This window comes from Staphylococcus hominis subsp. hominis, from assembly GCF_002901845.1.
In the GTDB taxonomy this organism is placed as follows: domain Bacteria; phylum Bacillota; class Bacilli; order Staphylococcales; family Staphylococcaceae; genus Staphylococcus; species Staphylococcus hominis.
Map to the genome: position 1 here is coordinate 60,866 of NZ_PPQE01000005.1, position 26,674 is coordinate 87,539.

Genomic DNA, 26,674 nt, shown 5'->3' on the forward strand with positions numbered 1-26,674 from the left:
AAATGGATAACATTCAAAATCGTGTCAATGAACTGCATGATTTATTAAATCAATATAGTTACGAATATTATGTGAAAGATAATCCTTCTGTACCTGATAGTGAATATGATAAATTATTACGTGAATTAATTGATATTGAAAATGCACATCCTGAACTAAAAACTGACGATTCTCCAACAGTTAGGGTTGGTGGAGAAGCTCAATCATCATTTGAAAAAGTAAATCACGAAACACCTATGCTTAGTTTAGGTAATGCTTTTAATGAGGAAGAACTAAGACGTTTTGATGAACGTATTCGAGAACATATTGGTAACGTGGAATATATGTGTGAGCTAAAAATTGATGGTTTAGCAGTTTCTTTAAAATATGAAGATGGACGATTTGTGCAGGGATTAACGCGAGGAGATGGGACCACAGGAGAAGATATTACAGAAAATCTACGTACTATTCATGCGATTCCTCTTAAAATTAAAGAACCTTTAAATGTTGAAGTTCGTGGAGAAGCATATATGCCACGTCGTTCCTTTATGAGATTGAATGATGAGAGAGAAAAAAATGAAGAACAACCATTTGCTAATCCACGTAATGCAGCAGCAGGTTCTTTAAGACAATTAGATCCTAAATTAGCTGCTAAACGTAAACTAAGTGTCTTTTTATATAGTGTAAATGATTTTACAGATTTTAGCGCTACTACTCAAAGTGATGCATTAGATGAATTAGATCGTTTAGGGTTTAAAACTAATCATGAACGTGCACGCGTAGAAGATATAGAGGGTGTACTAGAATATATTAAAAAGTGGACTAAACAACGTGAACAGCTATCTTATGATATTGATGGAATTGTTATTAAAGTGAATGATCTTGATCAACAAGACGAAATGGGATTTACTCAAAAATCTCCACGTTGGGCAATCGCTTATAAGTTTCCAGCTGAAGAGGTTGTCACAGAACTTAAAGATATTGAATTAAGTATAGGACGTACTGGCGTCGTTACACCGACAGCCATTTTAGAACCTATTCGTGTTGCGGGTACTACAGTTTCAAGAGCATCACTTCATAATGAAGATTTAATTAAAGAACGTGATATTAGAATCGGTGATAGCGTTATAGTGAAAAAGGCTGGAGATATTATTCCTGAAGTCGTAAGAAGTATTATTGACCGTCGTCCAAATGATGCAAAACCATACCATATGCCAACGCATTGTCCAAGTTGTGGTCATGAATTAGTGCGTATTGAAGGAGAGGTTGCGCTTAGATGTATCAATCCAAAATGCCAAGCGCAACTTGTGGAAGGATTGATTCATTTTGTTTCTCGACAAGCGATGAATATAGACGGACTAGGAAATAAAATCATTCAGCAACTGTATCATCATCAGCTTATTAAAGATGTAGGTGACATTTTTTATTTAACTAAAGAAGATTTATTGCCTTTAGAACGAATGGGCACAAAAAAAGTAGAAAACTTATTAAGCGCTATCGAACATGCAAAACAAAATTCTTTAGAACATTTATTATTTGGTTTAGGTATACGACATCTTGGCGCCAAAGCAAGTCAAATTTTAGCAGAGAAATTTGAAACCATGGATCGTTTACTTAAAGTAACAGAAGAAGAACTGGTAGCGATCCATGATATTGGAGATAAATTAGCACAATCTGTAGTAACGTATCTAGATAATGAGGATATTAAAGCACTTATTGAAAAATTAAAAGATAAAAATGTCAACATGACATATAAAGGTGTTAAATCCTCTGAAATTGAAGGACATCCGGAATTTCAAAATAAGACTATTGTTCTTACTGGAAAATTACAACAAATGACACGTAAAGAAGCAACAACATGGTTAGAAATGCAAGGTGCTAAAGTAACAAGTAGTGTAACTAAAAGTACAGATTTAGTAATAGCTGGTGAAGATGCTGGCTCAAAATTGTCTAAAGCTGAACAATTTGGTACAGAAATATGGTCCGAATCACAATTTATTGAAAAACAAAATGAAATAGCAGAATAGAGGAGAACGTAATGAAGCGGTTATTATTATTAGTTATAACGTCGCTTATGATATTGACAGCGTGTGGCAATGGGAATGATAAAAATAGTCAGTCAAATAATAAGCAACAAGAACAAAATTCAAATAATGTAAAAACAGTTGCCACTGATCAAGAAGTTCAAGGAGATAATTATCGTACAATCTTACCATTTAAAGAAAGCCAAGCTCGTGGAGTATTACAAGATAATATGGCTAATAGCTATAATGGTGAAGATTTCGAAAATGGTTTATTACATCTAAGTAAGTCTGTATTTCCAACTGATAATTTTTTATATCAAGATGGGCAGTATTTAGACAAAAATACAGTTAACGCATATTTAAATCCCAAGTATTCTAAAGACGAAATTGATCACATGAGTGAAAGTGAAAAAGAATCAAAAAAAGCTACTGAAAATTTAGGTCTTAATCCATCACATGATGGAGAAACTAAACCAGAAAAAATAGCAGAAAGCTCTCCTGCTTATTTATCTAATATCTTAGAACAAGATTTTTATGATACAAATGATACAAAAGGAAAAAAAATTAAAGGCATAACAATTGGTCTTGCTATGAATAGTGTCTATTATTATCAAAAAGAAAAAGATGGAGAAACATATAGCAAATCGCTAGATAATAAAGAAATTGAAAAACAAGGTAAAGCAATGGCTCAAGAGTTACTTACACGCCTTAGAGCAAATAAAGATTTGAAAAATATTCCAATTCACTTTGCAATATATGTTCAATCGAGTCAAGATGCAATTGCGCCAGGACACTTTATTGCTAATACGATTGTTGATGATAAACAAACTAAAATTAATAAATGGAATAAAATTGATGAGATTTCAGCACTTTTACCTTCAACAGAAGCAGAAAAATATGACAAAAATCTAAATAATAACTTTAAACAATTTAATGACGATCTTCAATCTTATTTCTCTAATTTTACTCAAGCAATTGGAAAAGTGAAATTTGTAGATAAGAAACCTAATAGACTAGTGATTGATTTGCCAATCGATTACTATGGTCAAGCTGAAACAATAGGAATTACACAATATGTAACAGAACAAGCTAAGAAATATTTTGATAATATAGATAGTTACGAAATTCGTATAAAAGATGGTAACAATTCAAGAGCACTTATTAGTAAAACAAAAGATGACAAAGACCCACAAGTCCATATTTATAGTAATTAATTAAAAAGAGGTTGTGACACGTCGTGTCGCAGCCTCTTTTTAATTTTCAATAAATTAATTTATTTTTCGCGAACAATTGTTTTAACTTGATTTAACTGTTGTTCAATAGAATAGTCTGATTTATAGGTGAAGATGCTAACAAGGTATGTAACGATTACACTACTAATAAAACCAGGTATAATTTCATACATGCCAAATAGTTCATTAATATTAGCAAGTGGTTTAACCCAGACAATCCAAATAATGACTACGAGAGCTCCAGCAATCATACCACTTATCGCACCCTCACGTGTTAGTTTTTTCCAATATAAAGAAAAAAGAACAAGTGGGCTAAATGCTGCACCAAAACCTGCCCAAGCATTTCCGACTAGGTTTAATATGGTGTCATTAGGAGACCATGCAATAGCAAGAGCTACAATGGCTACAGCTAACACAGACAATCTGCCTACCAGTACAAATTCTTTTTGATGTGATTGAGCATGTTCTTCACCGCGAATGAGCTTATAGAAATCTTCTGTAAGTGAGCTTGAAGTCACTAATAATTGTGAAGAAATTGTACTCATAATAGCAGCTAGAATGGCAGCAAGTAAGAATCCACCTACTAAAGGATGGAAAAGAACTTGGCTCATGATAATAAATAATGTTTCTGGATCGTCCATTTTAATATGATTTTTCGAAATAAAAGCAATTCCAGTTAACCCTACACCCACAGCTCCAAGTAAACCTACAGTCATCCAACTTATTCCTAAGCGTCGTGCTTTAGGTAAAAGTTTGTGAGATTTAATAGACATAAATCGTACAATAATATGAGGCTGACCAAAATAACCTAATCCCCATGCAAATAATGAAATCATACCTAAAAAAGTAGTACCTCTAAATAAATCCATATTAGTTGGTTTCATTTCAGCTACTTGATGGAATGTATCCCATCCACTAAGTTGTATCAAAGCAACTATTGGTACCATTACCATTGCGATAAGCATGATAACCCCTTGGAAAAAGTCAGTAATAGAAACAGCTAAATATCCTCCGAAAAAGGTATATAAAATAACGATAATTGCGACTGAAATAAGTCCCAAATGATAATTTAATCCAAATGCGCTTTCGAATAATTTACCTCCAGAAACAAAGCCAGAGTGAGTATATAAAGTGAAAAAAATAACAATAATAAGACCAGAAATAATTTTAATGATACTATGTTTATCATTAAGACGGTTTTTGAAAAAATCAGGGAGCGTAATTGCATCTCCAGCAACTTCTGTATATACTCTAAGCCTTGGTGCAACAACGAGATAGTTAACATAGGCGCCAATAGTTAAACCAATTGTAATCCATATTGTCGATAAACCTGTGCTATAAACAGACCCTGGAAGTCCCATAATCATCCAACCACTCATATCTGAAGCACCGGCTGATAAAGCAGTAATATATGGGCCTATATTCCTCCCACCTAACATATACTCACTTAAATTGCCGGTTGCCTGTTTATAACCATAGTAACCAATCACTAGCAGAATAATAAAATAGATTGCAATCATAATATAAGTCTGCCAGCTTGTGTTAGCATGAGTACCTAAATTTGCACCTAATACAAACATTGTAATTACCCCCTTTAAAACTTTTAAATTTATGTTTTTCAACAACATTGTACTGAAAAAAAGAAGTGACGATTTTTAAATTAGTTACATGTAATATTATACAATGGTATTTATAGATTAGAGAAGTAAAATTTTATCTATAAATAACAGTTTATTTTAATGTAATTATAAGCGTTAACAAGAATTAGAGTATAGATAAAAAATAATTCATTTTATTATATAACGTTAATATTAATAAATTATTAATAGAAATTAATGTATATTTATAGGTAACTATGTAAATGAGTTACATAAGAAAGTTGTTTTAATTCTTAACTTTGCTAAGAATAGTTAATACACCGAGTATCATAATAAATATTTAGATTTTTAACTGAAAATTTGATACAATTTTATGATGAATGAGTAATAAGGAGGCTTTTTTAATAATGACTAAAGTTACACGCGAAGAAGTTGAACATATAGCACATTTAGCAAGACTTCAAATTTCTCCTGAAGAAACTGAAGAAATGGCTAATACACTTGAAAGTATCTTAGATTTTGCAAAACAAAACGATTCAGCAGATACTGAAGGTGTGGAACCAACATATCATGTCTTAGATTTACAAAATGTGTTACGTGATGATAAAGCAATCGAGGGTATTCCTCAAGAACTTGCATTAAAAAATGCGAAAGAAACAGAAGACGGTCAATTTAAAGTACCAGCTATCATGAATGAGGAGGACGCTTAAGATGAGTATTCGCTATGAATCTGTTGAAACACTTTCAGAAATGATTAAGAATAAAGAAATTAAACCTTCTGAAGTAGTTAAAGATATTTATGATGCTATTGAAGAAACAGATCCAACAATTAAATCATTTTTAGCTTTAGATAAAGAAAATGCAATTAAAAAAGCTAAAGAATTAGATGAGTTACAAGCTAAAGATCAATTTGAAGGTAAATTATTTGGAATCCCAATGGGAATTAAAGATAATATTATTACTAAAGATGTCGAAACAACTTGTGCAAGTAAAATGTTAGAAGGTTTTGTACCGATTTATGAATCAACAGTGATGAATAAATTACATCAAGAAAACGCAGTGTTAATTGGTAAATTAAATATGGATGAATTTGCAATGGGTGGTTCTACAGAAACATCTTATTTCAAAAAAACTGTAAATCCATTTGATCATCAAGCAGTTCCAGGGGGATCTTCTGGAGGTTCAGCTGCAGCAGTAGCAGCAGGATTAGTACCATTTAGTTTAGGTTCTGATACTGGTGGATCAATCAGACAACCAGCTGCATATTGTGGTGTAGTAGGTATGAAACCTACATATGGCCGTGTATCACGTTTTGGTTTAGTTGCATTTGCATCTTCATTAGATCAAATTGGACCAATTACTCGTAATGTTAAAGATAATGCGATGGTATTAGAAGCAATTGCAGGCGCAGACAAAAATGACTCTACAAGTGCACCGGTTGAAGATGTTGATTTTACTTCTGAAATTGGTAAAGACATCAAAGGTCTTAAAATTGCACTTCCTAAAGAATACTTAGGAGAAGGTGTTAACGAGGAAGTAAAAACTTCTGTAAAACAAGCAGTAGAAACATTAAAATCACTTGGTGCAGAAGTTGATGAAGTGTCATTACCAAATACTAAATATGGTATTCCTTCTTATTATGTAATCGCATCGTCTGAAGCATCTGCAAATTTAGCACGTTTCGATGGTATTCGTTATGGCTACCATTCAAAAGAAGCACAAACATTAGAAGAATTATACAAAATGTCTCGTTCTGAAGGCTTTGGAGACGAAGTTAAACGTCGTATCTTCTTAGGTACATTCGCATTAAGTTCTGGTTATTATGATGCATTTTATAATAAATCTCAAAAAGTTAGAACATTAATTAAAAATGACTTCGATAAAGTATTCGAAAATTATGATGTTGTTGTAGGGCCTACAGCTCCAACAACGGCGTTTAATTTAGGCGAAGAAATTGATGATCCTTTAACAATGTATGCAAATGACTTATTAACTACGCCTGTTAACTTAGCTGGTTTACCTGGCATTTCTGTGCCATGTGGCCAATCAAACGGACGTCCAATCGGTTTACAATTTATTGGTAAACCATTTGATGAAAAAACATTATATCGTGTGGCATATCAATATGAAACACAATTTAACTTACACGACGCATACGAAAAATTATAAGGAGTGGAAATAATGCATTTTGAAACAGTTATCGGACTTGAAGTTCACGTTGAATTAAAAACAGACTCAAAAATGTTCTCTCCATCACCAGCACATTTTGGGGCTGAACCTAACTCAAACACTAATGTTATTGATTTAGCTTATCCGGGTGTTTTACCTGTTGTAAATAGAAGAGCAGTAGATTGGGCGATGCGTGCGTCAATGGCTCTAAATATGGATATTGCTACAAATTCTAAATTTGATCGCAAAAACTATTTTTATCCAGATAATCCGAAAGCATATCAAATTTCTCAATTTGATCAACCAATCGGTGAAAATGGATATATTGATATTGAAGTTGATGGTGAAACGAAACGTATTGGTATTACTCGTCTTCATATGGAAGAAGACGCAGGTAAATCAACTCATAAAGATGGTTACTCTTTAGTAGACTTAAACCGTCAAGGTACACCATTAATAGAGATTGTATCTGAACCAGATATTCGTTCTCCTAAAGAGGCATATGCTTATTTAGAAAAATTACGTTCAATTATCCAATATACTGGTGTCTCTGATTGTAAAATGGAAGAAGGTTCACTACGTTGTGACGCTAATATTTCATTACGTCCTCACGGTCAAAAAGAATTCGGTACTAAAACTGAATTGAAAAATCTAAACTCATTTAACTATGTGAGAAAAGGTTTAGAATACGAAGAAAAACGTCAAGAAGAAGAATTATTAAATGGTGGTACGATTGGTCAAGAAACACGTCGTTTTGATGAATCAACGGGTAAAACTATTTTAATGCGTGTTAAAGAAGGTTCTGATGATTATCGTTACTTCCCAGAACCAGATATTGTACCTCTATATGTCGATGATGAGTGGAAAGAACGTGTGCGACAAACCATTCCAGAATTGCCTGACGAACGTAAAGCTAAATATGTTAATGAATTAGGCTTACCTGAATATGATGCGCATGTATTAACACTTACTAAAGAAATGTCTGATTTCTTTGAAGGTGCGATTGAACATGGTGCAGATGTTAAACTAACATCTAACTGGTTGATGGGTGGCGTTAATGAATATCTTAATAAAAATCAAGTAGATTTAGAAGATACAAAATTAACTCCTGAAAATCTTGCTGGAATGATTAAGCTTATCGAAGATGGAACAATGAGTAGTAAAATTGCCAAAAAAGTATTCCCAGAATTAGCTGAAAATGGTGGAGAAGCTAAACAAATTATGGAAGATAAAGGTTTAGTTCAAATTTCAGATGAAGCTACATTATTAAAATTTGTTAATGAAGCTTTAGATAATAATCCACAATCTGTTGAAGATTATAAAAATGGTAAAGGGAAAGCTATGGGCTTCTTAGTGGGTCAAATTATGAAAGCTTCAAAAGGTCAAGCTAATCCTCAAAAAGTCAATCAATTATTAAAACAAGAATTGGATAAAAGATAATAGCTCATCTCATATGAGGTATTAAATATAAGTTTAAGCTAAACTGTTCACAAAGCGTTTAAGATTGTGAACAGTTTTTTTATTCATATTTCTAGAGAAAAGGCTATTGGATTTCAATAGGATAGATAAGCGCAGTATTTAGTTTGTTCCTAGTGTCAAAAGAATGAGATATGCTTTACGTCGGTTAGTTTCTTACAACAATTGTACAACAAAATGATACCCACAAAAATTTAAAAGAATTGGTATAAATACTTTTAACTCATTCATAAATCATTTAATATAGTGTTATGTAAAAAAAAGTAGAGGGATCACTTATGAGAAAACGAGCAAGAATCATTTATAATCCAACTTCTGGAAAGGAGCTATTTAAACGTACTTTACCAGATGTTTTAATAAAATTAGAACGTGCAGGTTATGAAACAAGTGCTTATGCAACTGAACGAGAAGGAGATGCTACACTTGAAGCGGAACGTGCACTTGAACAAAACTATGATATTATTATAGCCGCTGGTGGTGATGGCACTTTAAATGAAGTTGTAAATGGAATTGCTGAACAACCCAATAGACCTAAATTAGGTATTATACCTATGGGTACAGTGAATGATTTTGGACGAGCTTTACATTTACCAAATGATATTATGGGTGCAGTAGATGTTATTATTAAAGGTCATACGACAAAAGTAGATATCGGAAAAATGAATAACCGATATTTTATAAATTTAGCTGCTGGAGGTAAGCTCACGCAAGTATCCTATGAAACACCGAGTCGTTTAAAATCTATTGTTGGGCCTTTTGCATATTATATAAAAGGTTTCGAAATGTTGCCGCAAATGAAGGCAGTCGATTTGAGAATTGAATATGATAATGAAGTATTCCAAGGGGAAGCGTTGTTATTCTTACTAGGGCTTACCAATTCAATGGCAGGCTTTGAAAAACTTGTACCTGATGCTAAGTTAGATGATGGGTATTATACTTTAATTATTGTTGAGAAAGCAAACTTAGCTGAATTAGGCCATATCATGACATTAGCTTCTAGAGGTGAACATACCAAACATCCTAAAGTAATATATAAAAAAGCAAAATCAATTAATATTTCATCATTTACAGATATGCAATTAAATGTAGATGGAGAATATGGTGGTAAATTACCTGCAAACTTTTTAAATTTAAAACAGCATATTGAAGTTTGTACACCTAAAGATATTTATAATGATGAGCTATCAGAAAAATAATTAACGTATTTAAGAATTAAACTGATTAGGGAAAATGAAATAAGAAGTTAAAAAGAGGTTATCTATAATTTCTGATTTGAAATGGTAAGAAGTTATACGTACCTCTTTTTCATATGGAGTGAAAAATAATTGTGATGATTAATAAAAATGATGTAATAAAAGGAAAAGTGATAGATTTAACGCATGAAGGACATGGTGTGATTAAATTAGATCGTTATCCTATCTTTGTTCCTAATGTGTTAATTGATGAAGAAGTAGAGTTTAAGGTAATTAAAGTAAAGAAAAACTTTGCTATTGGTAAACTAATAAAAGTACTAAAACAAAGTGAGCAAAGAGTAATACCTCCTTGTATATATTATGAGAAATGTGGAGGATGCCAGTTACAACATATGTCTTATGAATCTCAGCTAAAAATGAAAAAACAACAAGTTGTGAATTTATTTCATAAAAAGGCGAAATTAGAGGAAACAGTGATTCACGATACTATTGGTATGGACCATCCATGGCGATATAGAAATAAATCCCAGCTTCCTGTAGGTAAAGATAAAAATAATAAAACGATAATGGGATATTACCGTCAAAGAAGTCATGACATCATTGATATGGATAGTTGTTTAATTCAAGATGAAAAACAACAAGAACTAATGAATGATATAAAACAGTGGTTAAATGAATTGAATGTAAGCATTTATAATGAAAAAAATAAAAAAGGGTTATTACGTCATGTAGTCATTCGAACAAGTCATTATACAAATGAAGTTATGATTATATTTGTAACAAATGGTTCTAAATTTAAAGAAGCTGAAACCCTAGTACATAGACTAACAGAGGTATATCCTAACATAACAAGTATTAAACAAAATATTAATAATTCACATTCAAATGTCATAATGGGTAAGCAATCGATGACTTTATATGGAAAAGATAAAATTACAGATCAGTTAAGTGAAACTATTTTTGAAATTAGTGATCAATCGTTTTATCAAATTAATTCTGTTCAAACAGAAAAATTATATCAGAAAGCGATCGACTATGCTCAATTAAGTGGAAATGAAATTGTTTTAGATACATATTGTGGCATAGGAACGATTGGACTTTACATGGCACCAGTGGCTAAACATGTATATGGTGTCGAAATTGTGCCATCTGCTATTCAAGATGCCAAGCAAAATGCTTTAATTAATCATTTTGATAATACAACGTTCGAATGTGGTAAAGCAGAAGAAGTGATAATTGAATGGAAACAAAAAGGAATAGAACCTGATGTTATCATGGTCGATCCTCCACGAAAAGGATGCGATCAAGTCTTTATAGAAACATTATTAGAGTTAGCCCCTAAGCGTATTATCTATATTTCATGTAATCCTTCAACACAACAAAGAGATGCTCAGCTTTTAGCTAATCTATATTATTTAAAAGAAATAACACCAGTCGATATGTTTCCACATACAACACATATTGAAACTGTGGCCTTATTCGAAAGAAAAACATTGTAATTAAATTAAAGTAAATGAGGAGAAGTTTATTAAAATAAGATTACAAAGGGTTTAAGTTATGTATAATCGCTTTCATTCTAACACTTCTACATGTATACTATGGAAGAGTTTTAGCGAAATGGGTGGAGGTTGACAGATGCACAAAATTGATTTATCACACAATCGAATCAAAATATCAAAATTACTTACCATTCAAGTTGTTATGATGTTATTTGCAATTTTAGTTACATATAAGTGGGCAATTAATTATGTTGATATTATTGAACAACGTTTTTTGACAAATGTCATTTATGGAATACTTGGTTTTATTGGAGTATTAATTATTCACGAATTAATACATAAATGTTTATTTTTTATTTTTTCTAAAGGACAGAAACCACAACTTAAATATAAAAATGGAATTTTGTTCATTTATTTGTCATCTAAATACTTTAATAAATGGCAATTTTGTGCAGTTATGCTTGCGCCATTAGTGATCATTACAATAGGGTTAATGATTTCATTTTATCACTTTGCTTACTCTTCTATTATATTTATATCAAGCATACACATCGGGTATTGTTTGATTGATATTTATCTAACAGCTATAACAATTATTAACAAATTTAAATATATTCGTTCTACTGATGAAGGTATCTTTATGTATCATCATTTGCCTATATCTATAAATAATGACTATGAATAAACATCTGCATAAGTCTTAATATTATTATAAATGCATTTATAAAGTGTTTTCTTTTAGGGTGCAGTATAATAGTATTGAGGCTTATTTTATTTAAAAAGGAGTGAGACAATGACAGAAAGGAGAATCGTTCATATTGATATGGATTGTTTCTACGCTCAGGTAGAAATGAGAGATAATCCTAAATTACAAGGAAAACCTGTCATTGTAGGTGGAAAAGCAAGTCATCGAGGCGTCGTTTCAACTGCTTCATATGAAGCACGTAAATATGGTGTTCATTCAGCAATGCCTATGTCGCAAGCACATAAACTATGTCCAAATGGGTACTATGTTAGAGCAAGATTTGATGTATATCGTGAAGTTTCAAGCAAGATAATGGAAATTTTTAAACAGTATACTGAGATTGTAGAACCTTTAGCACTAGATGAAGCATATTTAGATATTACTCATTTAGTTAAACCACATAGATCAGCATCAAAAATTGCTTCAAACATACGTAAAGATATCTTTAACAAAACAGGTTTAACGTCTTCTGCTGGTGTTTCTTATAATAAGTATTTAGCTAAATTAGCTAGTGGAATGAATAAGCCTAATGGAATGATGGTTATTCATTATGAGAATGTGCATGACATATTAATGAACTTAGATATAGGCGATTTTCCAGGCGTTGGAAAAGCTTCTAAAAAAATCATGCATGAACATGATATTTATACTGGTAAAGATTTATATAGCAAATCGGAATTTGAATTGATTCGCTGGTTTGGAAAAAAAGGACGAGGACTTTATCAAAAAGTAAGAGGAATTGATGATAGTGAAGTAAAGGCAAGTAGGATTCGTAAGTCAGTAGGAACAGAACGTACTTTTTCAACAGATATTAATGATGATGAAGCGATTCTACAAAAAATATGGGAACTTTCTGGTAAAACATCTGAACGATTAACTCAATTGCAAAAGTCTGGCACAACAGTTACTGTCAAAATTAAAACGCATCGCTTTGAAACATATTCTAAACAAAGAAGTTTGAGAGAAGCGGTAAGTAAAGACATCGATATTTATAATATAGCTTATGATTTATATCATGAATTAAAAGACCCTGATGTACCTATCAGATTAATTGGTGTTACAGTAGGTCATCTAGAGCAATCAACATATCAAAATATGACCATTTATGATTTCATTTAAAGATAGAGATAGATAAGACGTTTTAAATTACCTATTTCTATCTTTTAAATTTTTACCATGAAATTGAAGCACACTTTGTAAGCTATCATAGTGTTTTAATAATCTATAAGTAATCATTGCGCAAGCTTTTGCGTCATTTAGGGCATCATGATGACCATGAAAATTTAAGTTGTAATGGTTCATTAGATGTTTTAATCCATATCGATAAGCTTTGATCGTACGTCTAGCAAGTTGATACGAGCAGAAATAGGTAAGTGAGGGAACAGCTATGTTTAAATGTTTTAAGCTTTGATGTAATACACCCATATCAAAAGCAGCATTATGTGCCACTACGGGTAATTGATTTATAAATTGCAACATATATGGAAAGACTTCTTTAAAATCTGGCGCATCTTTAACGTCCTTAGGATGAATACCATGAACATGAATATGTGTTTCTGAAAAATAGTCATGAGGATTAACAAGCGTGTAAAACGTTTCGACTATTTCGTTATCTACTACTTTTACCATGCCAACAGAACAAATACTTGTTCTTTTTTTATTTGCAGTTTCAAAATCCAAAGCTATAAATGAATTTTTAACCATTCTATATTCCTTTCTAAATACTTAAATTGAATTATTCACAGTTTAACAGAAAGTACGGTTTAAATATAAATAATTGCTTTTTTTCATAATCTATAAATAACAAAGTAAAAAAATAGATACGGAATTTAAAGTGAAAAAGTTATAATTAGAAGTGTATTTAGTTACTTTTAATTGAGAATATTTTTTGTTATTTTAGATACATGGTATAATTACTCGAGTGAATTATGCGAGGAGGAAAGACATGAGACAATGGACAGCAACACACTTGGCTAAATTAGCACGCAAGATAAGTATCGCAGCAGGAAAAAAAGGAACTGATTTACCAGGTCAAATTGCTCGCAAAGTAGATCAAAATATTTTACGAAAGTTAGCTTCACAAGTTGATGATATTGTTTTTATCAGTGGAACAAATGGGAAAACAACAACTTCCAATTTGATTGGGCACACTTTAAAAGCAAATAATATTGAAATTATACATAATAATGAAGGTGCTAACATGGCTGCTGGAATTACCTCGGCATTCATCATGAAAAATGTAAAAGGTATTAAAGTAGCGGTTATTGAAATTGATGAGGGTTCAATTCCAAAAGTATTAAAAGAAGTTACACCTTCAATGATGGTATTTACTAATTTCTTTCGCGACCAAATGGATCGATTTGGTGAAATTGATATTATGGTTAATAATATTGCAAAATCAATTAGTAATAAAGGGATTAAATTAATTTTAAATGCCGATGATCCATTTGTAAGTCGTTTGAAAATAGCGAGTGATACAATTGTATATTACGGAATGAAAGCTCATGCACATGAATTTGAACAAAGTACTATGAATGAAAGTAAATATTGTCCGAATTGTGGTAGATTATTAACTTATGATTATACCCATTATAATCAATTAGGACATTATCATTGTGAATGTGGATTTAAGCGTGAAACACCTAAATATGAGGTTTCACAATTTGAGGTACAGCCATTTATTGATATGGATGTGAACGATGCACACTTTGAAATGAAAATTGCTGGTGATTTTAATGCTTTTAATGCACTTGCTGCATATTCAGTATTAAAAGAATTAGGCTTAAATAATGATGCAATTCGTAAAGGATTTAACACATACACTTCAAATAATGGCCGAATGCAATACTTTAAACGTGGTCAAAAAGAAGCAATGATTAATTTAGCTAAAAATCCTGCTGGCATGAATGTGAGTCTATCAGTCGGAGATCAACTTAAAGAAAAAAAAGTATATGTTATCAGTCTGAATGATAATGCAGCTGATGGCAGAGATACATCTTGGATTTACGATGCAGATTTTGAAAAGTTACGTAATCAAAATATAGAAAAAATTATTGTAACGGGTACAAGAGCAGAAGAATTACAACTTAGACTGAAATTAGCTGAAGTAGATGTTCCAATTATTTTAGAGAAAGATATTTATAAAGCTACAGCTTTAACTATGAATTATGCAGGCTTTACAGTAGCGATTCCAAATTATACGTCACTTTCACCTATGTTAGAACAACTTAATCGCTCATTTGCAGGAGGACGTTAGATATGTACGAATTAACAGTTTTTCATTTTATGTCGGACAAATTAAATTTATATAGTGATATAGGAAATATTATTGCTTTAAAACAGAGAGCAAAAAAACGCAATATTAATTTAAAAGTTATCGAAATTAATGAAACTGAGGGAGTTACATTAGAAAATTGCGATATTTTCTTTATTGGTGGGGGTAGTGATAGAGAACAAAGTATCGCTACTAAAGAGTTAAGTGAAATTAAAACAATATTAAAAGATGCAATAGAAGATGGAATGCCAGGTTTAACCATTTGTGGTGGATATCAATTTTTAGGTACTAAATATATTACCCCTGATGGTACAGAGTTAGAAGGACTTGGAATTTTGGACTTTTATACAAAATCAAAAACAGATCGTTTAACAGGGGATATCGTAATTAAAAGTGATACATTTGGAACAATAGTAGGTTTTGAAAATCACGGTGGTCGTACATATCATAATTTTGATACATTGGGGCATGTAGTAACAGGGTATGGAAATAATGATGATGATAAAAAAGAAGGTATTCATTATAAAAACTTATTAGGAACTTACCTGCATGGCCCTATATTACCGAAAAATCATGAACTTACTGATTATTTATTAGAGAAGGCATGTGAACGTAAAGGGATTCCATTTACACCTAAACAGTTAGATAATACTGAAGAAGAAGCTGCGAAATATGTTATTATTGAACGTTCAGAAAAATAAAAAAACGTTGGATGAATTGAATTATTTCAATTCATCCAACTTTTTTATGCTTTAACAAATCGATTATCTAGTAAATTATAGATAAGTAAAATTTCATAAATAACATGACTCTTAATTTGATTCTTATCGAATTCTTCTAATATTTTGACTGATGATTTTAAAGTAGATACAGACTTAGATTCTCTTTTAAAAACTCCATCTAAAGGAATATTGTTGATACTATTACTAATTTTTATAATTGCCATTTTTTCCTCAGTAGTAAAACAAATATTTACGTTTTTTGGTAAATAAATAATATTTGATAAATGTGTAGCAAGAAGTCTATCAATATATGCTCTATTTGACATGTTTTTTAATTGTTTCCATTTATCTTCGTTATTTTTATGATAGCGTAATTCATCTCGTTGATAATTCATTAAAGTATCTGTTTTTTTATTCATATCAGATAAGGTTGCTAATGAAATATTACTATTATCTGAATCAAATTTTCCTAATAATAATTCATGACATCTAGAAGCGAATAGTTCATACAATTTATTTTCTGAATGAATTAAGTTCTCTTCGATTTGATGATAATATTTAGGCGGTAATACGAAAAAATTTACTAATCCAGCAGTTACTAGGCCAATTAAAGCTGTTAAGAGTCTTGAGAAAAAATTAAAAAGATAGGCTTCATGAATACCAGGTATCATAGCAACTGAAGTTAATACTGCAACAGTTGTACCAACTTGGAGATTTAATTTCGTACACGCTAAAATAGTGAAAATAGCACTAAAGGTGTAAGTAAATGGAGATTGATCGCCGAAGATATACGTAAAAATAACTGCAAATAATGCACCTATGACAGTAGCAGGAAGTCGACGATAACCTTTTCGTAAAGAAGCTTTAGCAGTTGGTTCAATCGAAACAATTGCTGTTAAAATAGCAAATATAGGAGTTAAGTTTAATAGTAAACAAAATAAAGTTGTTAGAAAAGTAGCTAGCCCCGTTTTTATTGTTCTAGCGCCTATAATATGTTTATACCATTGATTCATATTGTTAAATCCTCTCAAAGAATGAACGTGATGATTATAATGTTAGAATAAGTTTAATATCAAGCTTGATGTAGTGAGACATCAAGTCAGTAGATAGTACATTTCTTATTTAGTATATCAAAAAATTTTTGGTATAATAAGGTGGAATATTTTTTAAAAAGGAACGGGATAATATGATTGTAAAAACAGATGAAGAATTACAAGCGTTAAAAGAAATAGGATATATATGTGCGAAAGTGCGAGATACAATGCAAGAAGCAACTAAACCTGGTATTACTACAAAAGAATTAGATAATATCGCTAAAGAATTATTTGAAGAACATGGTGCAATCTCAGCACCTATTCATGATGAAAAATTCCCAGGTCAAACTTGTATTAGTGTTAATGAAGAAGTAGCTCATGGCATACCTGGCAAACGTGTTATTCGTGAAGGGGATTTAGTTAATATAGATGTTTCAGCATTAAAAAATGGATATTATGCAGATACTGGCATTTCTTTTGTAGTAGGAGAAGCGGATAATCCTTTAAAACAAAAAGTATGTGATGTAGCACTTGAAGCATTTGATGCAGCAATGGCTAAAGTAAAACCAGGTACAAAATTAAGTAACATTGGTAAGGCAGTCCACGCTACAGCACGTAAAAATGATTTAACTGTTATTAAGAATTTAACAGGTCATGGTGTAGGACAATCTTTACATGAAGCGCCAAGTCATGTTATGAATTATTATGATCCTAAAGATAAGACGCTTTTAAAAGAAGGCGTAGTCATTGCAGTAGAACCTTTTATTTCGTCTAAAGCAACTTTTGTTACTGAAGGTAAAAACGATTGGGCATTTGAAACTAAAGATAAAAGTTTTGTAGCTCAAATTGAACATACTGTCATTGTTACTAAAGACGGTCCGATTCTAACAACAAAAATTGATTAAGAAAAAAGAGTTGGATAGAATTCGTTTTGAATTCTATCCAACTTCTTTTTATGACCAACGTTGTTCTACTTTGCCAAATTTCCAAATAAGTGTAGAAATAAGCCATGTAATTAAGAATAAAGCTACCAAGATGTAGCCTAAATAATCAAATTGAATCGACTGAATTATATTCCAAAACGTACCTTTAAGGTGAAGTTTATCTTCCATAATTTGAAGTAATTCAATTAATCCAATAATTAATGCCGCAATTACTGAAATGGCTGTAATTGTAATATTGTAGTAAATTTTGCGTATAGGATTAAAGAAAGCCCAATTATAGGCAGATTTCATAATAATGCCATCGAGTGTATCTAATAAGCTCATTCCTGCTGCAAATAAAATAGGCAGAGATAAAATGCCTAAAAACGAAATGGATTGTTGAGAAGCTCCTGATGAAAGTGCAAGAAGAGCGATTTCACTTGCAGTATCAAAACCTAAACCAAATAAGAAACCTAAAGGTAAGACATGCCAACTACGGCTAATCAATTTAAAATAAGGAGCAATAAAGCGAGTAATAAAACCACGTGATTCCAATAGTGCATCTAATTCTTCTTCTCGTATATGTTCATTACGTAATCGAGCAAAAAGCTTTATTAATGAAATTAGAATAAATAAATTTAATATTCCAATAAGAAGTAAAAAGAATCCAGACACTAATGTCCCTATAATACCGCCTATATTTTGAAAATATGGAAGTTCATCTTTAGCCCATTTTACTGAAATTCCTAGAAGAACAGACATTAAAAACACAACAGTTGAGTGACCTATAGAGAAGTAAAACCCAACTCCAACAGGATTTCGTTTTTGTTGAAGTAACTTGCGGACTGTATTATCAATAGCAGCAATATGATCTGCATCGAAAGCATGACGCAATCCAAGAGTATATGCTAAAATTCCCATACCAAATAATAAATGATTAGTATTAGCAATAAATAAAAAACTAAAGCCGATAATGTGAAGTAAAATAACTATTACAATATATGGAAGCCAACTTAAATCTCTCTTTTTAATTGTATTCAACTCATATGACCTACTTTCTAACTAAATATACATTATTATATGCTAATTTTGATGAATAATGAATTGATTTAACTATAAATTTAATTTAGCGCTATTTATTTATAGCATATTCTTCAATAAATTAAAATTAATCGTACTTAAGTATGAGAAGAAAATGGTTCCTAGGACTATATTAAGTAAGATTAAACTCATTTATAATAAAGTTTAATCAACAACGAGGTGGTTCTATGAATTATTTAGATTTATATTTACAACACTTTTTAAAAATAATTATAAAAAATAATATCAATGATTATCGCTCATTATTAGATGATAAGCTTCAAAATATGGAGCGATATATAAAATATTTAAAAAATAAAAAAGCAAAAATGAATACATTAATTGACAGTTTATCTGCTACACTAGAAAATAAGTATATTGATATGATAAATATGTATAATATAAAAAATGCGCAAGAAGTCCATAATTATGAAATAGATTTATTAAAACAACGTTTAGATAAATTTGAAGCATACTATGCAAAAATTGAAGCTAATATTCATCGTTGTACGAAAGAACGAATTGCTACAGAAGAACAATATGCAATGATTGAACAAATGAGTTATGTAGCTTAATTAAAATCAGGAGGGACACATTGACACGTAAATATATATCTACTGAATTATTAATTATTTTTACAGCGCTAATGATTATCGCTAACTTTTATTACATCTTTTTTGAAAAAATTGGATATTTATTTATTTTATTATTAGGGTGTATATTAATTTATGTAGGATACCTTTACTTTCATAAAGTAAGAGGGTTATTAGCGTTTTGGATAGGAGCACTACTCATAGCGTTTACCTTGTTATCCAACAAATATACGATTATTATTTTATTTATATTTTTAGTAATAATCATTATTAGATACTTAGTTTTTAAATTTAAACCTTTGAAGATTGCGGCGTCGGAAGAAGAAGTGACCTCTCCTCAATTTATTAAACAACGTTGGCTAGGTGAACAACGCACTCCAGTATATGTATATAAATGGGAAGATGTGCAAATTCAACATGGGGTTGGAGATATTCATATTGATATGACAAAAGCAGCAAATATCAAAGAAAATAATACGATTGTAGTTAGACATATTTTAGGTAAAGTACAACTGATTGTTCCAGTTAATTATAATATTAATCTTCACATGGCAGCATTTTATGGTACAGCTTATATAAATGGAGAAGCATATAAAGTAGAAAATAATCATGTCCAAGTAGAAGAAAAACCTAAAGAAGAAAATTATAGTGTAAATATATATGTATCAACATTTATTGGTGATGTTGAGGTGATTTATCGATGAATCACTATTTAAGAGCAATAGGATCCATGCTTATTTTAGTGTATAGCATGCTAACTGCGTTTTTATTTATAGATAAAGTTTTTGTAAATATTATATATTTTCAAGGAATGTTCTATACTCAAATATTTGGTATACCTGTGTTTCTATTTCTTAATTTAGTGATTATTTTACTTTGTATTATCGTTGGCTCTGTATTAGCTTATAAAATAAATCAGCAAAATGATTGGATAAAGAATCAAATTGAACATGCCATTGAAGGCGAAACGGTAGGGATTAATGATAAAAATATAGAACTATATAATGAGACAATTGATATTTATCAAATGTTAGTGCCTTTAAATCAAGAATTACAGAGATTAAGAATTAAAACTCAAAATTTAACAAATGAAAACTATAATATGAATGACATTAAAGTTAAAAAAATCATAGAAGATGAGCGTCAGCGTTTAGCAAGGGAACTACACGATTCAGTAAGTCAACAACTTTTCGCAGCAAGTATGATGCTATCAGCGATAAAAGAAACAGAACTAGCACCACCTCTTAATCAACAAATTCCAGTACTTGAGAAAATGATACAAGAATCTCAATTAGAGATGCGAGCGCTATTACTACATTTGCGACCTTTAGGACTCAAAGATAAATCATTAGGGGAAGGTATTAAAGATTTAGTCATTGATTTACAAAAGAAAGTACCTATGAAAGTCATTTATGATATACAAGATTTTAAAGTTCCTAAAGGAATTGAAGATCATCTATTTCGAATTACACAAGAGGCAATTTCAAATACATTAAGACATTCTAATGGAACTAAAGTGACAGTAGAATTATTTAATCATCAAGATTATTTATTATTAAGAATTCAGGATAATGGTAAAGGTTTTAACGTAGATGAAAAAGTAGAACAAAGTTATGGATTGAAAAATATGAGAGAACGTGCATTAGAAATAGGTGCAACGTTTCATATCGTATCTTTACCAGATTCAGGAACTAGAATAGAGGTAAAAGCACCTTTAACGAAAGAGGAGGGTTAATATGACGATTAAAGTATTATTTGTAGATGATCATGAAATGGTTAGAATTGGTATTTCAAGTTATTTATCTACTCAATCTGATATTGAAGTAGTAGGGGAAGGATCATCAGGAAAAGAGGCAATCGAAAAAGCACATACGTTAAATCCTGATTTAATTTTAATGGATTTGTTAATGAATGATATGGACGGTGTAGAAGCGACGACACAAATAAAAAAAGATTTGCCTCACATCAAAGTAGTCATGTTAACAAGTTTTATAGAAGATAAAGAAGTATATAGGGCACTTGATGCAGGGGTTGATAGTTATATATTAAAAACGACAAGTGCAAGTGATATTGCAGAAGCAGTTAGAAAAACATATCGTGGAGAATCTGTATTTGAGCCAGAAGTTTTAGTAAAAATGAGAAATAGAATGAAGAAGAAAGCAGAATTATATGAAATGCTCACTGAACGTGAAATGGAAATATTGTTATTAATTGCTAAAGGCTATTCTAATCAAGAAATTGCCAGTGCTTCACATATTACAATTAAAACAGTAAAAACACATGTGAGTAATATTTTAAGTAAACTAGAGGTACAAGATAGAACACAAGCGGTTATTTATGCATTCCAACATAATTTAATTCAATAATAAAAAAGCTCCTTATAAAGAGGTCTAAAAATGACTATCTCATAAGGAGTTTTTTCGTTAGATATTTTCTTTTCTATAGCTATTTATTATTATCTTTATCAAATTTATCTTTAATTTTATCAACAAAAGATTCTTGTTCACTATGTTTATCATTTGGTGTAGGATCCACATCATAATTTTTTTCATATTTAGATGATGCTGTAGAATCGTATTCATATTTTGTATTTTCATTGTAGTGATTTTCATTATTATCATCATGTTTTAAGGCAGCTTCTTCAGGTGTAGAACCTTTAATAACATGTCTTTGGTGGATAACTGCATTAATTTCAGCACCAATAATAATAATAAAACATGTAATATAAATCCATAGTAATAAAATGATGATTCCAGCAAGACTACCATATGTTTTAGAATAGTTGCCAAAGTTAGATAAATACCAACCAAATGCAAATGATCCTAATAACCATACAATAGAAGTAAAGATTGCGCCAGGATATACAGATTTAAACTTAGTTTTAACGTTAGGTGCTACTGAATATAATGTTAAGAATAAAATAATAATAACAATAAGTGGTAACAATATACGCACTAAATCAAATATCCAAGCGACTTGTTGATCTAAACCTAACGGACCAAATAGATGATCTTTAATAAAATTACCAAATGTAGGTAATGTTAGAGCTATAGCTAATACAATAGCCATAACAATTGTAAACAAAATGCTTAATAATTTAAGAACAATAGGATTACGAGCATCTTCAACGTCATAAGCAACATTGAATGAATTCATAATTGCTGTCATACCATTTGATGCTGACCAAATAGCTAAAATCAAACCAACTGATAATAAGCTACCACTAGAGTTACTTGTAATATCTTTAAAAATTTTAGTAACAACGTCAGCAGTCTCGGCAGGAGCATTTTGACTAACTAAGTCTTTAATTTGCTGAGGATCAATTTGGAATAATGGTAATAAAGTTAATAAAAAGATTAACATTGGGAATAAAGCTAATACAAAGTGATACGTCATTTGAGCCGCTAAACCTGAAGCATCATCTTTACCAATACGATAAATAAGATAAGATAAAAAATTAGAATTTTTAGTGTATTTTGCAGGTTTATTCAATCTAGAAACGAAAAAAACTTGTTTATCTTTTTTAGGCTTCTTTGATTGAAATTCCTGAGGTTCTACGTATGTACGATCAACCTTTATTTTCTCTTTATTTTCTGTCTCTTTTTCCTTAATAGAGTTAAGGTACTTAGAGTTTGATTGATTTTTTTTTGACATAGACGTCTCCTTAAAAATTAATTCTAAAATAAAGGCAAAACTACCTAAGTAAAAAGGAATTTTGCCTTTATTTTCTGTCAATTATATTTGATTAGCTAAGACGATTGTTTTTACGATTTACAAATGTATCTTTAGCATCTTTAATTGATTTTTCTAATTCTGGATTATTACGACGAATTTCTTCGATCGTATCTTTCCAATACAATACTTCATTTTTAATTGAAGTAATTTTAGAAGGTTTACGAGAACGATTACCTTCTTTAATGTCTTTGAATGATTGTACTAATGCATTGCGTGTTGATTTATCTGCTAAAGTAGCAGCTCCACCAACGATAGCACCAATAATAATACCTGGAACAAATTTGTTTTCCATTTTAGTTACCCCTCTTTCAAATTAGCATCTTTAACGATGAAATCTATTAAATTGTCACAAGATGATTGTACCATGTCATATACACCTTCAAAATTATTTGTGTAATAAGGATCAGGCACATCAGTCTCTTCCATGTTACTAAATTCTAGCAATTTGAACAATTGACCTTTAAGATTGGGATTAATTGATTTAATATTATCCACATTACTTTGGTCCATAGCGATAATATAATCAAAATCATCATCCGGTTCAAATAATTCACTAACAATACCATCAAAAGGTATATGGTGTTGTTTCAGAATTTTTTGAGTACCTTGATGAGGAGGTTCACCTAAATTCCAACGTCCAGTACCCCTAGAATGTACAATAACATCAGAAATACCGCGTTCTTTTAATCGTTGACGCATGATTGCTTCAGCCATTGTAGAACGACAAATATTTCCAAGACATACAAAAGCTACATCTATCATCTTGTACTCCTCCAAACTTTAATATATAAACTATTTTATAGTTATTTTTAACATTTATAAAGTCATAATTTTACTAATTTCTATAAAAGTTTAATAAATTTTTATACTTTGATAAAATATGATAATAAAGAGGTGAAACAAATGGCACAGAATAATGAACAAATGATTAAAAATATTCGAAAAAAATTAAATATTGTAAATCAATCTTTAATTAATCCAGAAAAATTTAAAGATACAGATACAAAGGATATTAAAGATATTCATGATTTTGTTATGTCTAAAGATTCATTTTCACCAAGTGAAATTACAGCAATTGCTGATGAATTAGGTAATTTACGTCACGAGTAAGGAGAATTTAAATGGCCAATCAAGATTATCAAGACAAATTAAAACAATATGCAGAATTATTAGTAAAAGTAGGTATGAACGTTCAACAAAATCAGCCTGTATTTATCAGAACATCTGTAGAAACTATAGATTTAACGCGCTTAATTGTCGAAGTAGCCTATCAAGAAGGCGCTTCAGATGTAAGAGTGGTATATACAGATCCTATTTTAGAACGCTTAAAATATGAAAATGAAGCTGTTGATTATTTTGAAAATCATGCTGTTAAAGCTTATGATGTTGAAGAGCGTATGGATTATGCTCGTAGAGGAGCAGCGAATTTAGCACTTATTTCCGGTGATCCATATTTATTAAATGGCATTGATGCAGAAAAATTAAAAGCGTCTCAGTTTAATTATGGACAAGCATTCAAAGGGTATATGGAAGGTAGCCAAAAAAATGCATTTCCATGGGTAGTAGCTGCATTTCCATCTAAAGCATGGGCAAAACGTGTATATCCTAATTTGCCTGAAGAAGAAGCATACAGTCAATTTATCGATGAAGTATTCGAAATTGTACGTGTGGATGGAAATGACCCAATAACAAATTGGGAGCAACATGTGAAATCTCTAAGTGTACATGCAAATAAACTTCAAGAAAAAAATTATAAGGCATTACATTATATGTCTGAAGACACTGATTTAACAGTAGGACTACCAAAAGGACATATTTGGGAAGATGCAACAAGCTATGTAAATGGAAATCAACAACCATTTATTGCTAATATCCCAACGGAAGAAGTATTTACTGCACCAGATAGAAATCATGTAGATGGCTATGTAACTAATAAATTACCATTAAGTTATAATGGTAATATTATTGATGGATTCACTTTAACATTTAAAAATGGTGAAATTATCGATGTTAAAGCAGAAAAGGGTGAAGAAGTTTTAAAAGATTTAATTAGCACAGATGAAGGCTCTAAGCGATTAGGAGAAGTTGCTCTAGTTCCAGATGATTCGCCAATTTCAAATCGTAATACTATCTTTTATAATACTCTATTTGATGAAAATGCATCTTGTCATCTTGCTATTGGTTCAGCCTACGGGTTTAATATTAAAGGTGGCACAGAAATGTCTACTGAAGAAAAAATAGCAAGTGGGTTAAATGATTCTAATGTTCATGTGGATTTTATGATTGGAAGTTCAGATCTAACGATATATGGTATTTTACAAGACGGCTCTAAAGAATTAGTTTTCGAAAATGGGAATTGGGCACAATGACTCATTTAAATTAGGAATAGGAGAAATAAAGTATGTCAAATTCTCAAGTTAATAAAAAATCTATGTCTGAATCAAAAAGTATTAAAACACGACAAGTATTTCCTCAAGATACTAACCATCACCATACAATGTTTGGTGGATCATTGATGGCTAATATTGATGAAATAGCTGCAATTACAGCTATGAAACATGCGAATGCACAAGTGGTTACTGCTTCTACCGACTCGGTGGATTTTTTAAGGCCTATAAAAACAGGGGATATTACGTCTTATGAAGCAATGGTAAGTTATGCAGGATCAAGTTCAATGGAAATTTGTGTGCAAATTATTATTGAAGATGTGCTAAATAAGGAAAGGCATTTAGCAGCATTGAGCTTTTTAACATTTGTTGCCCTAGATGAAAATGGAAAACCAACACGTATTCCTAAGGTGTACCCTGAAACAAAAATAGAAAAGTGGTTCTATGAAGGGGCACCAAAACGTGTTCAACGAAGAAAAGAACGACGCGAAGACAGTAAAAGAACGATTGAATTTTTATCTGAAGTACAGCACATAGAAAATATTTAGGATTTATAATAAATGTCAATACATATGATATAAATTATATGTATTGGCATTAAATGATACGAAAGAGCCTTAGAGTCTTGTTTTTTTAAAAAAATATTTCAATGTAAAATTACATATAAATACAAAGTATTTTGGCGAGACTCTTGAGACAATAGGATAAGCTGAAGACTACAGGCTGAAGCTATCCCCTAAGAAAGCGAGCCAACAATACGCAATATTATAAAGAAAGAAGCCAGTAAATGAATTTATAATAAACTCATTTACTGGCTATTTTGCTAGGAATTATGTCCCAGTTTCTTTTAATTTTATTGAAAACTATGTTCAGTGTGCATTGCGATTTCATTTTCTCTAAAGTTTGTATTTGGATAATACATATTTTTAACTAATACATTTGGTCCTAAACATTGGAAAGCTTCACAATGACAATTTAAAGATTTTGCTAAATCTGTTGATAACCAAGCAA

26 protein-coding genes and 1 pseudogene are annotated in these 26,674 nt (G+C 30.8%); 19 read left to right on the forward strand and 8 right to left on the reverse strand.

From position 1 onward, the window contains the following. The first annotated feature begins 2 nt into the window (after positions 1-2). Together ligA and CD034_RS00675 are read left to right on the forward strand one after the other, a co-directional pair. Positions 3-2,006, forward strand: coding sequence for an NAD-dependent DNA ligase LigA (ligA, locus tag CD034_RS00670; protein ID WP_002455115.1), 2,004 nt, complete (start codon positions 3-5; stop codon positions 2,004-2,006). An 11-nt stretch (positions 2,007-2,017) separates the two neighbouring features. Next, positions 2,018-3,217 carry a CamS family sex pheromone protein gene (locus tag CD034_RS00675; RefSeq protein WP_103288026.1) on the forward strand — a complete coding sequence of 400 codons (1,200 nt, stop codon included), beginning with the start codon at positions 2,018-2,020 and terminating at the stop codon, positions 3,215-3,217. Between the two features lie 59 nt (positions 3,218-3,276). On the opposite strand, the gene putP is transcribed toward CD034_RS00675, so the two are convergent. Beyond that, a complete protein-coding gene (gene putP, locus CD034_RS00680; protein WP_002455116.1) occupies positions 3,277-4,815 on the reverse strand; it encodes a sodium/proline symporter PutP in 1,539 nt (512 codons plus the stop codon). Between the two features lie 425 nt (positions 4,816-5,240). On the opposite strand from putP, the gene gatC reads away from it, so the two are divergent. The 7 genes from gatC to dinB all read left to right on the forward strand — a co-directional run bounded on the left by gatC (position 5,241) and on the right by dinB (position 13,034). Beyond that, a complete protein-coding gene (gene gatC / locus CD034_RS00685) occupies positions 5,241-5,543 on the forward strand; it encodes an Asp-tRNA(Asn)/Glu-tRNA(Gln) amidotransferase subunit GatC (protein WP_002450027.1) in 303 nt (100 codons plus the stop codon). Between the two features lies 1 nt (position 5,544). After that, positions 5,545-7,002 carry an Asp-tRNA(Asn)/Glu-tRNA(Gln) amidotransferase subunit GatA gene (gatA, locus tag CD034_RS00690; protein ID WP_002488084.1) on the forward strand — a complete coding sequence of 486 codons (1,458 nt, stop codon included), beginning with the start codon at positions 5,545-5,547 and terminating at the stop codon, positions 7,000-7,002. Positions 7,003-7,014: 12 nt separating this feature from the next. Continuing rightward, positions 7,015-8,442, forward strand: a complete 1,428-nt coding sequence (gene gatB, locus CD034_RS00695; RefSeq protein WP_002455118.1) for an Asp-tRNA(Asn)/Glu-tRNA(Gln) amidotransferase subunit GatB — start codon at positions 7,015-7,017, stop codon at positions 8,440-8,442. Between the two features lie 314 nt (positions 8,443-8,756). Further along, complete coding sequence (locus CD034_RS00700; RefSeq protein WP_002455119.1) at positions 8,757-9,674, forward strand: diacylglycerol kinase; 918 nt, start codon at positions 8,757-8,759, stop codon at positions 9,672-9,674. A 134-nt stretch (positions 9,675-9,808) separates the two neighbouring features. After that, positions 9,809-11,170, forward strand: a complete 1,362-nt coding sequence (rlmD, locus tag CD034_RS00705) for a 23S rRNA (uracil(1939)-C(5))-methyltransferase RlmD (RefSeq protein ID WP_172457928.1) — start codon at positions 9,809-9,811, stop codon at positions 11,168-11,170. A gap of 136 nt (positions 11,171-11,306) precedes the next feature. After that, on the forward strand, positions 11,307-11,855 hold the full coding sequence (locus CD034_RS00710) for a DUF3267 domain-containing protein (RefSeq protein WP_002455121.1): 549 nt from the start codon (positions 11,307-11,309) through the stop codon (positions 11,853-11,855). A 108-nt stretch (positions 11,856-11,963) separates the two neighbouring features. Next, complete coding sequence (gene dinB / locus CD034_RS00715) at positions 11,964-13,034, forward strand: DNA polymerase IV (protein WP_002455122.1); 1,071 nt, start codon at positions 11,964-11,966, stop codon at positions 13,032-13,034. Between the two features lie 27 nt (positions 13,035-13,061). On the opposite strand, the gene CD034_RS00720 is transcribed toward dinB, so the two are convergent. Beyond that, complete coding sequence (locus CD034_RS00720) at positions 13,062-13,619, reverse strand: 3'-5' exonuclease (RefSeq protein WP_002450022.1); 558 nt, start codon at positions 13,617-13,619, stop codon at positions 13,062-13,064. A gap of 241 nt (positions 13,620-13,860) precedes the next feature. On the opposite strand from CD034_RS00720, the gene murT reads away from it, so the two are divergent. Both murT and gatD read left to right on the forward strand, forming a co-directional pair. Beyond that, the gene (gene murT / locus CD034_RS00725) at positions 13,861-15,171 is read left to right on the forward strand and encodes a lipid II isoglutaminyl synthase subunit MurT (protein ID WP_002455123.1); all 1,311 of its coding nucleotides are present in this window, start codon (positions 13,861-13,863) and stop codon (positions 15,169-15,171) included. Between the two features lie 2 nt (positions 15,172-15,173). Then, a complete protein-coding gene (gene gatD, locus CD034_RS00730) occupies positions 15,174-15,890 on the forward strand; it encodes a lipid II isoglutaminyl synthase subunit GatD (protein WP_103288028.1) in 717 nt (238 codons plus the stop codon). 44 nt (positions 15,891-15,934) lie between these two features. Here the strand turns inward: gatD and CD034_RS00735 are convergent, their stop codons facing one another. Further along, the gene (locus CD034_RS00735) at positions 15,935-16,924 is read right to left on the reverse strand and encodes an FUSC family protein (RefSeq protein WP_049438092.1); all 990 of its coding nucleotides are present in this window, start codon (positions 16,922-16,924) and stop codon (positions 15,935-15,937) included. 173 nt (positions 16,925-17,097) lie between these two features. Here CD034_RS00735 and map point away from each other — a divergent pair, with 173 nt between their 5' ends. Further along, positions 17,098-17,850 carry a type I methionyl aminopeptidase gene (gene map / locus CD034_RS00740; protein WP_002455125.1) on the forward strand — a complete coding sequence of 251 codons (753 nt, stop codon included), beginning with the start codon at positions 17,098-17,100 and terminating at the stop codon, positions 17,848-17,850. Between the two features lie 48 nt (positions 17,851-17,898). On the opposite strand, the gene CD034_RS00745 is transcribed toward map, so the two are convergent. Beyond that, positions 17,899-18,909 (reverse strand): HoxN/HupN/NixA family nickel/cobalt transporter, encoded by a 1,011-nt coding sequence (locus tag CD034_RS00745; protein WP_002455126.1) that lies wholly within the window; start codon positions 18,907-18,909, stop codon positions 17,899-17,901. Positions 18,910-19,136: 227 nt separating this feature from the next. On the opposite strand from CD034_RS00745, the gene CD034_RS00750 reads away from it, so the two are divergent. From CD034_RS00750 to vraR, 4 genes are read left to right on the forward strand one after another with little or no spacing between them, the layout of a single operon-like run. Next, the gene (locus tag CD034_RS00750; protein ID WP_002455127.1) at positions 19,137-19,523 is read left to right on the forward strand and encodes a hypothetical protein; all 387 of its coding nucleotides are present in this window, start codon (positions 19,137-19,139) and stop codon (positions 19,521-19,523) included. Between the two features lie 20 nt (positions 19,524-19,543). Continuing rightward, positions 19,544-20,245 carry a cell wall-active antibiotics response protein VraT gene (gene vraT / locus CD034_RS00755; RefSeq protein ID WP_002450089.1) on the forward strand — a complete coding sequence of 234 codons (702 nt, stop codon included), beginning with the start codon at positions 19,544-19,546 and terminating at the stop codon, positions 20,243-20,245. Further along, positions 20,242-21,276, forward strand: a complete 1,035-nt coding sequence (vraS, locus tag CD034_RS00760) for a sensor histidine kinase VraS (RefSeq protein ID WP_002450020.1) — start codon at positions 20,242-20,244, stop codon at positions 21,274-21,276. Before vraT ends, vraS begins: the two co-directional genes overlap by 4 nt. 1 nt (position 21,277) lies before the next feature. Further along, the gene (gene vraR / locus CD034_RS00765; RefSeq protein WP_002450048.1) at positions 21,278-21,907 is read left to right on the forward strand and encodes a response regulator transcription factor VraR; all 630 of its coding nucleotides are present in this window, start codon (positions 21,278-21,280) and stop codon (positions 21,905-21,907) included. Positions 21,908-21,986: 79 nt separating this feature from the next. Here vraR and CD034_RS00770 read toward each other — a convergent pair whose 3' ends face one another. From CD034_RS00770 to CD034_RS00780, 3 genes are all read right to left on the reverse strand, one after another. After that, positions 21,987-23,195: a YihY/virulence factor BrkB family protein gene (locus tag CD034_RS00770; RefSeq protein ID WP_002455128.1), complete on the reverse strand. Its 1,209-nt coding sequence runs from the start codon at positions 23,193-23,195 to the stop codon at positions 21,987-21,989. 91 nt (positions 23,196-23,286) lie between these two features. After that, a complete protein-coding gene (locus CD034_RS00775; protein ID WP_002450075.1) occupies positions 23,287-23,568 on the reverse strand; it encodes a hypothetical protein in 282 nt (93 codons plus the stop codon). A 5-nt stretch (positions 23,569-23,573) separates the two neighbouring features. Next, on the reverse strand, positions 23,574-24,038 hold the full coding sequence (locus CD034_RS00780) for a low molecular weight protein-tyrosine-phosphatase (RefSeq protein WP_002455129.1): 465 nt from the start codon (positions 24,036-24,038) through the stop codon (positions 23,574-23,576). Positions 24,039-24,179: 141 nt separating this feature from the next. Between CD034_RS00780 and CD034_RS00785 the strand changes: the two genes are divergently transcribed. From CD034_RS00785 to CD034_RS00795, 3 genes are read left to right on the forward strand one after another with little or no spacing between them, the layout of a single operon-like run. Continuing rightward, positions 24,180-24,386: a DUF1128 domain-containing protein gene (locus tag CD034_RS00785; protein ID WP_002450082.1), complete on the forward strand. Its 207-nt coding sequence runs from the start codon at positions 24,180-24,182 to the stop codon at positions 24,384-24,386. Positions 24,387-24,397: 11 nt separating this feature from the next. After that, positions 24,398-25,645 carry an aminopeptidase gene (locus CD034_RS00790; protein ID WP_103288029.1) on the forward strand — a complete coding sequence of 416 codons (1,248 nt, stop codon included), beginning with the start codon at positions 24,398-24,400 and terminating at the stop codon, positions 25,643-25,645. Positions 25,646-25,677: 32 nt separating this feature from the next. After that, positions 25,678-26,211 carry an acyl-CoA thioesterase gene (locus CD034_RS00795; protein WP_002450051.1) on the forward strand — a complete coding sequence of 178 codons (534 nt, stop codon included), beginning with the start codon at positions 25,678-25,680 and terminating at the stop codon, positions 26,209-26,211. Positions 26,212-26,516: 305 nt separating this feature from the next. Here the strand turns inward: CD034_RS00795 and CD034_RS11330 are convergent. Continuing rightward, positions 26,517-26,674, reverse strand: a pseudogene (locus tag CD034_RS11330) (radical SAM/CxCxxxxC motif protein YfkAB); the annotation flags it as partial.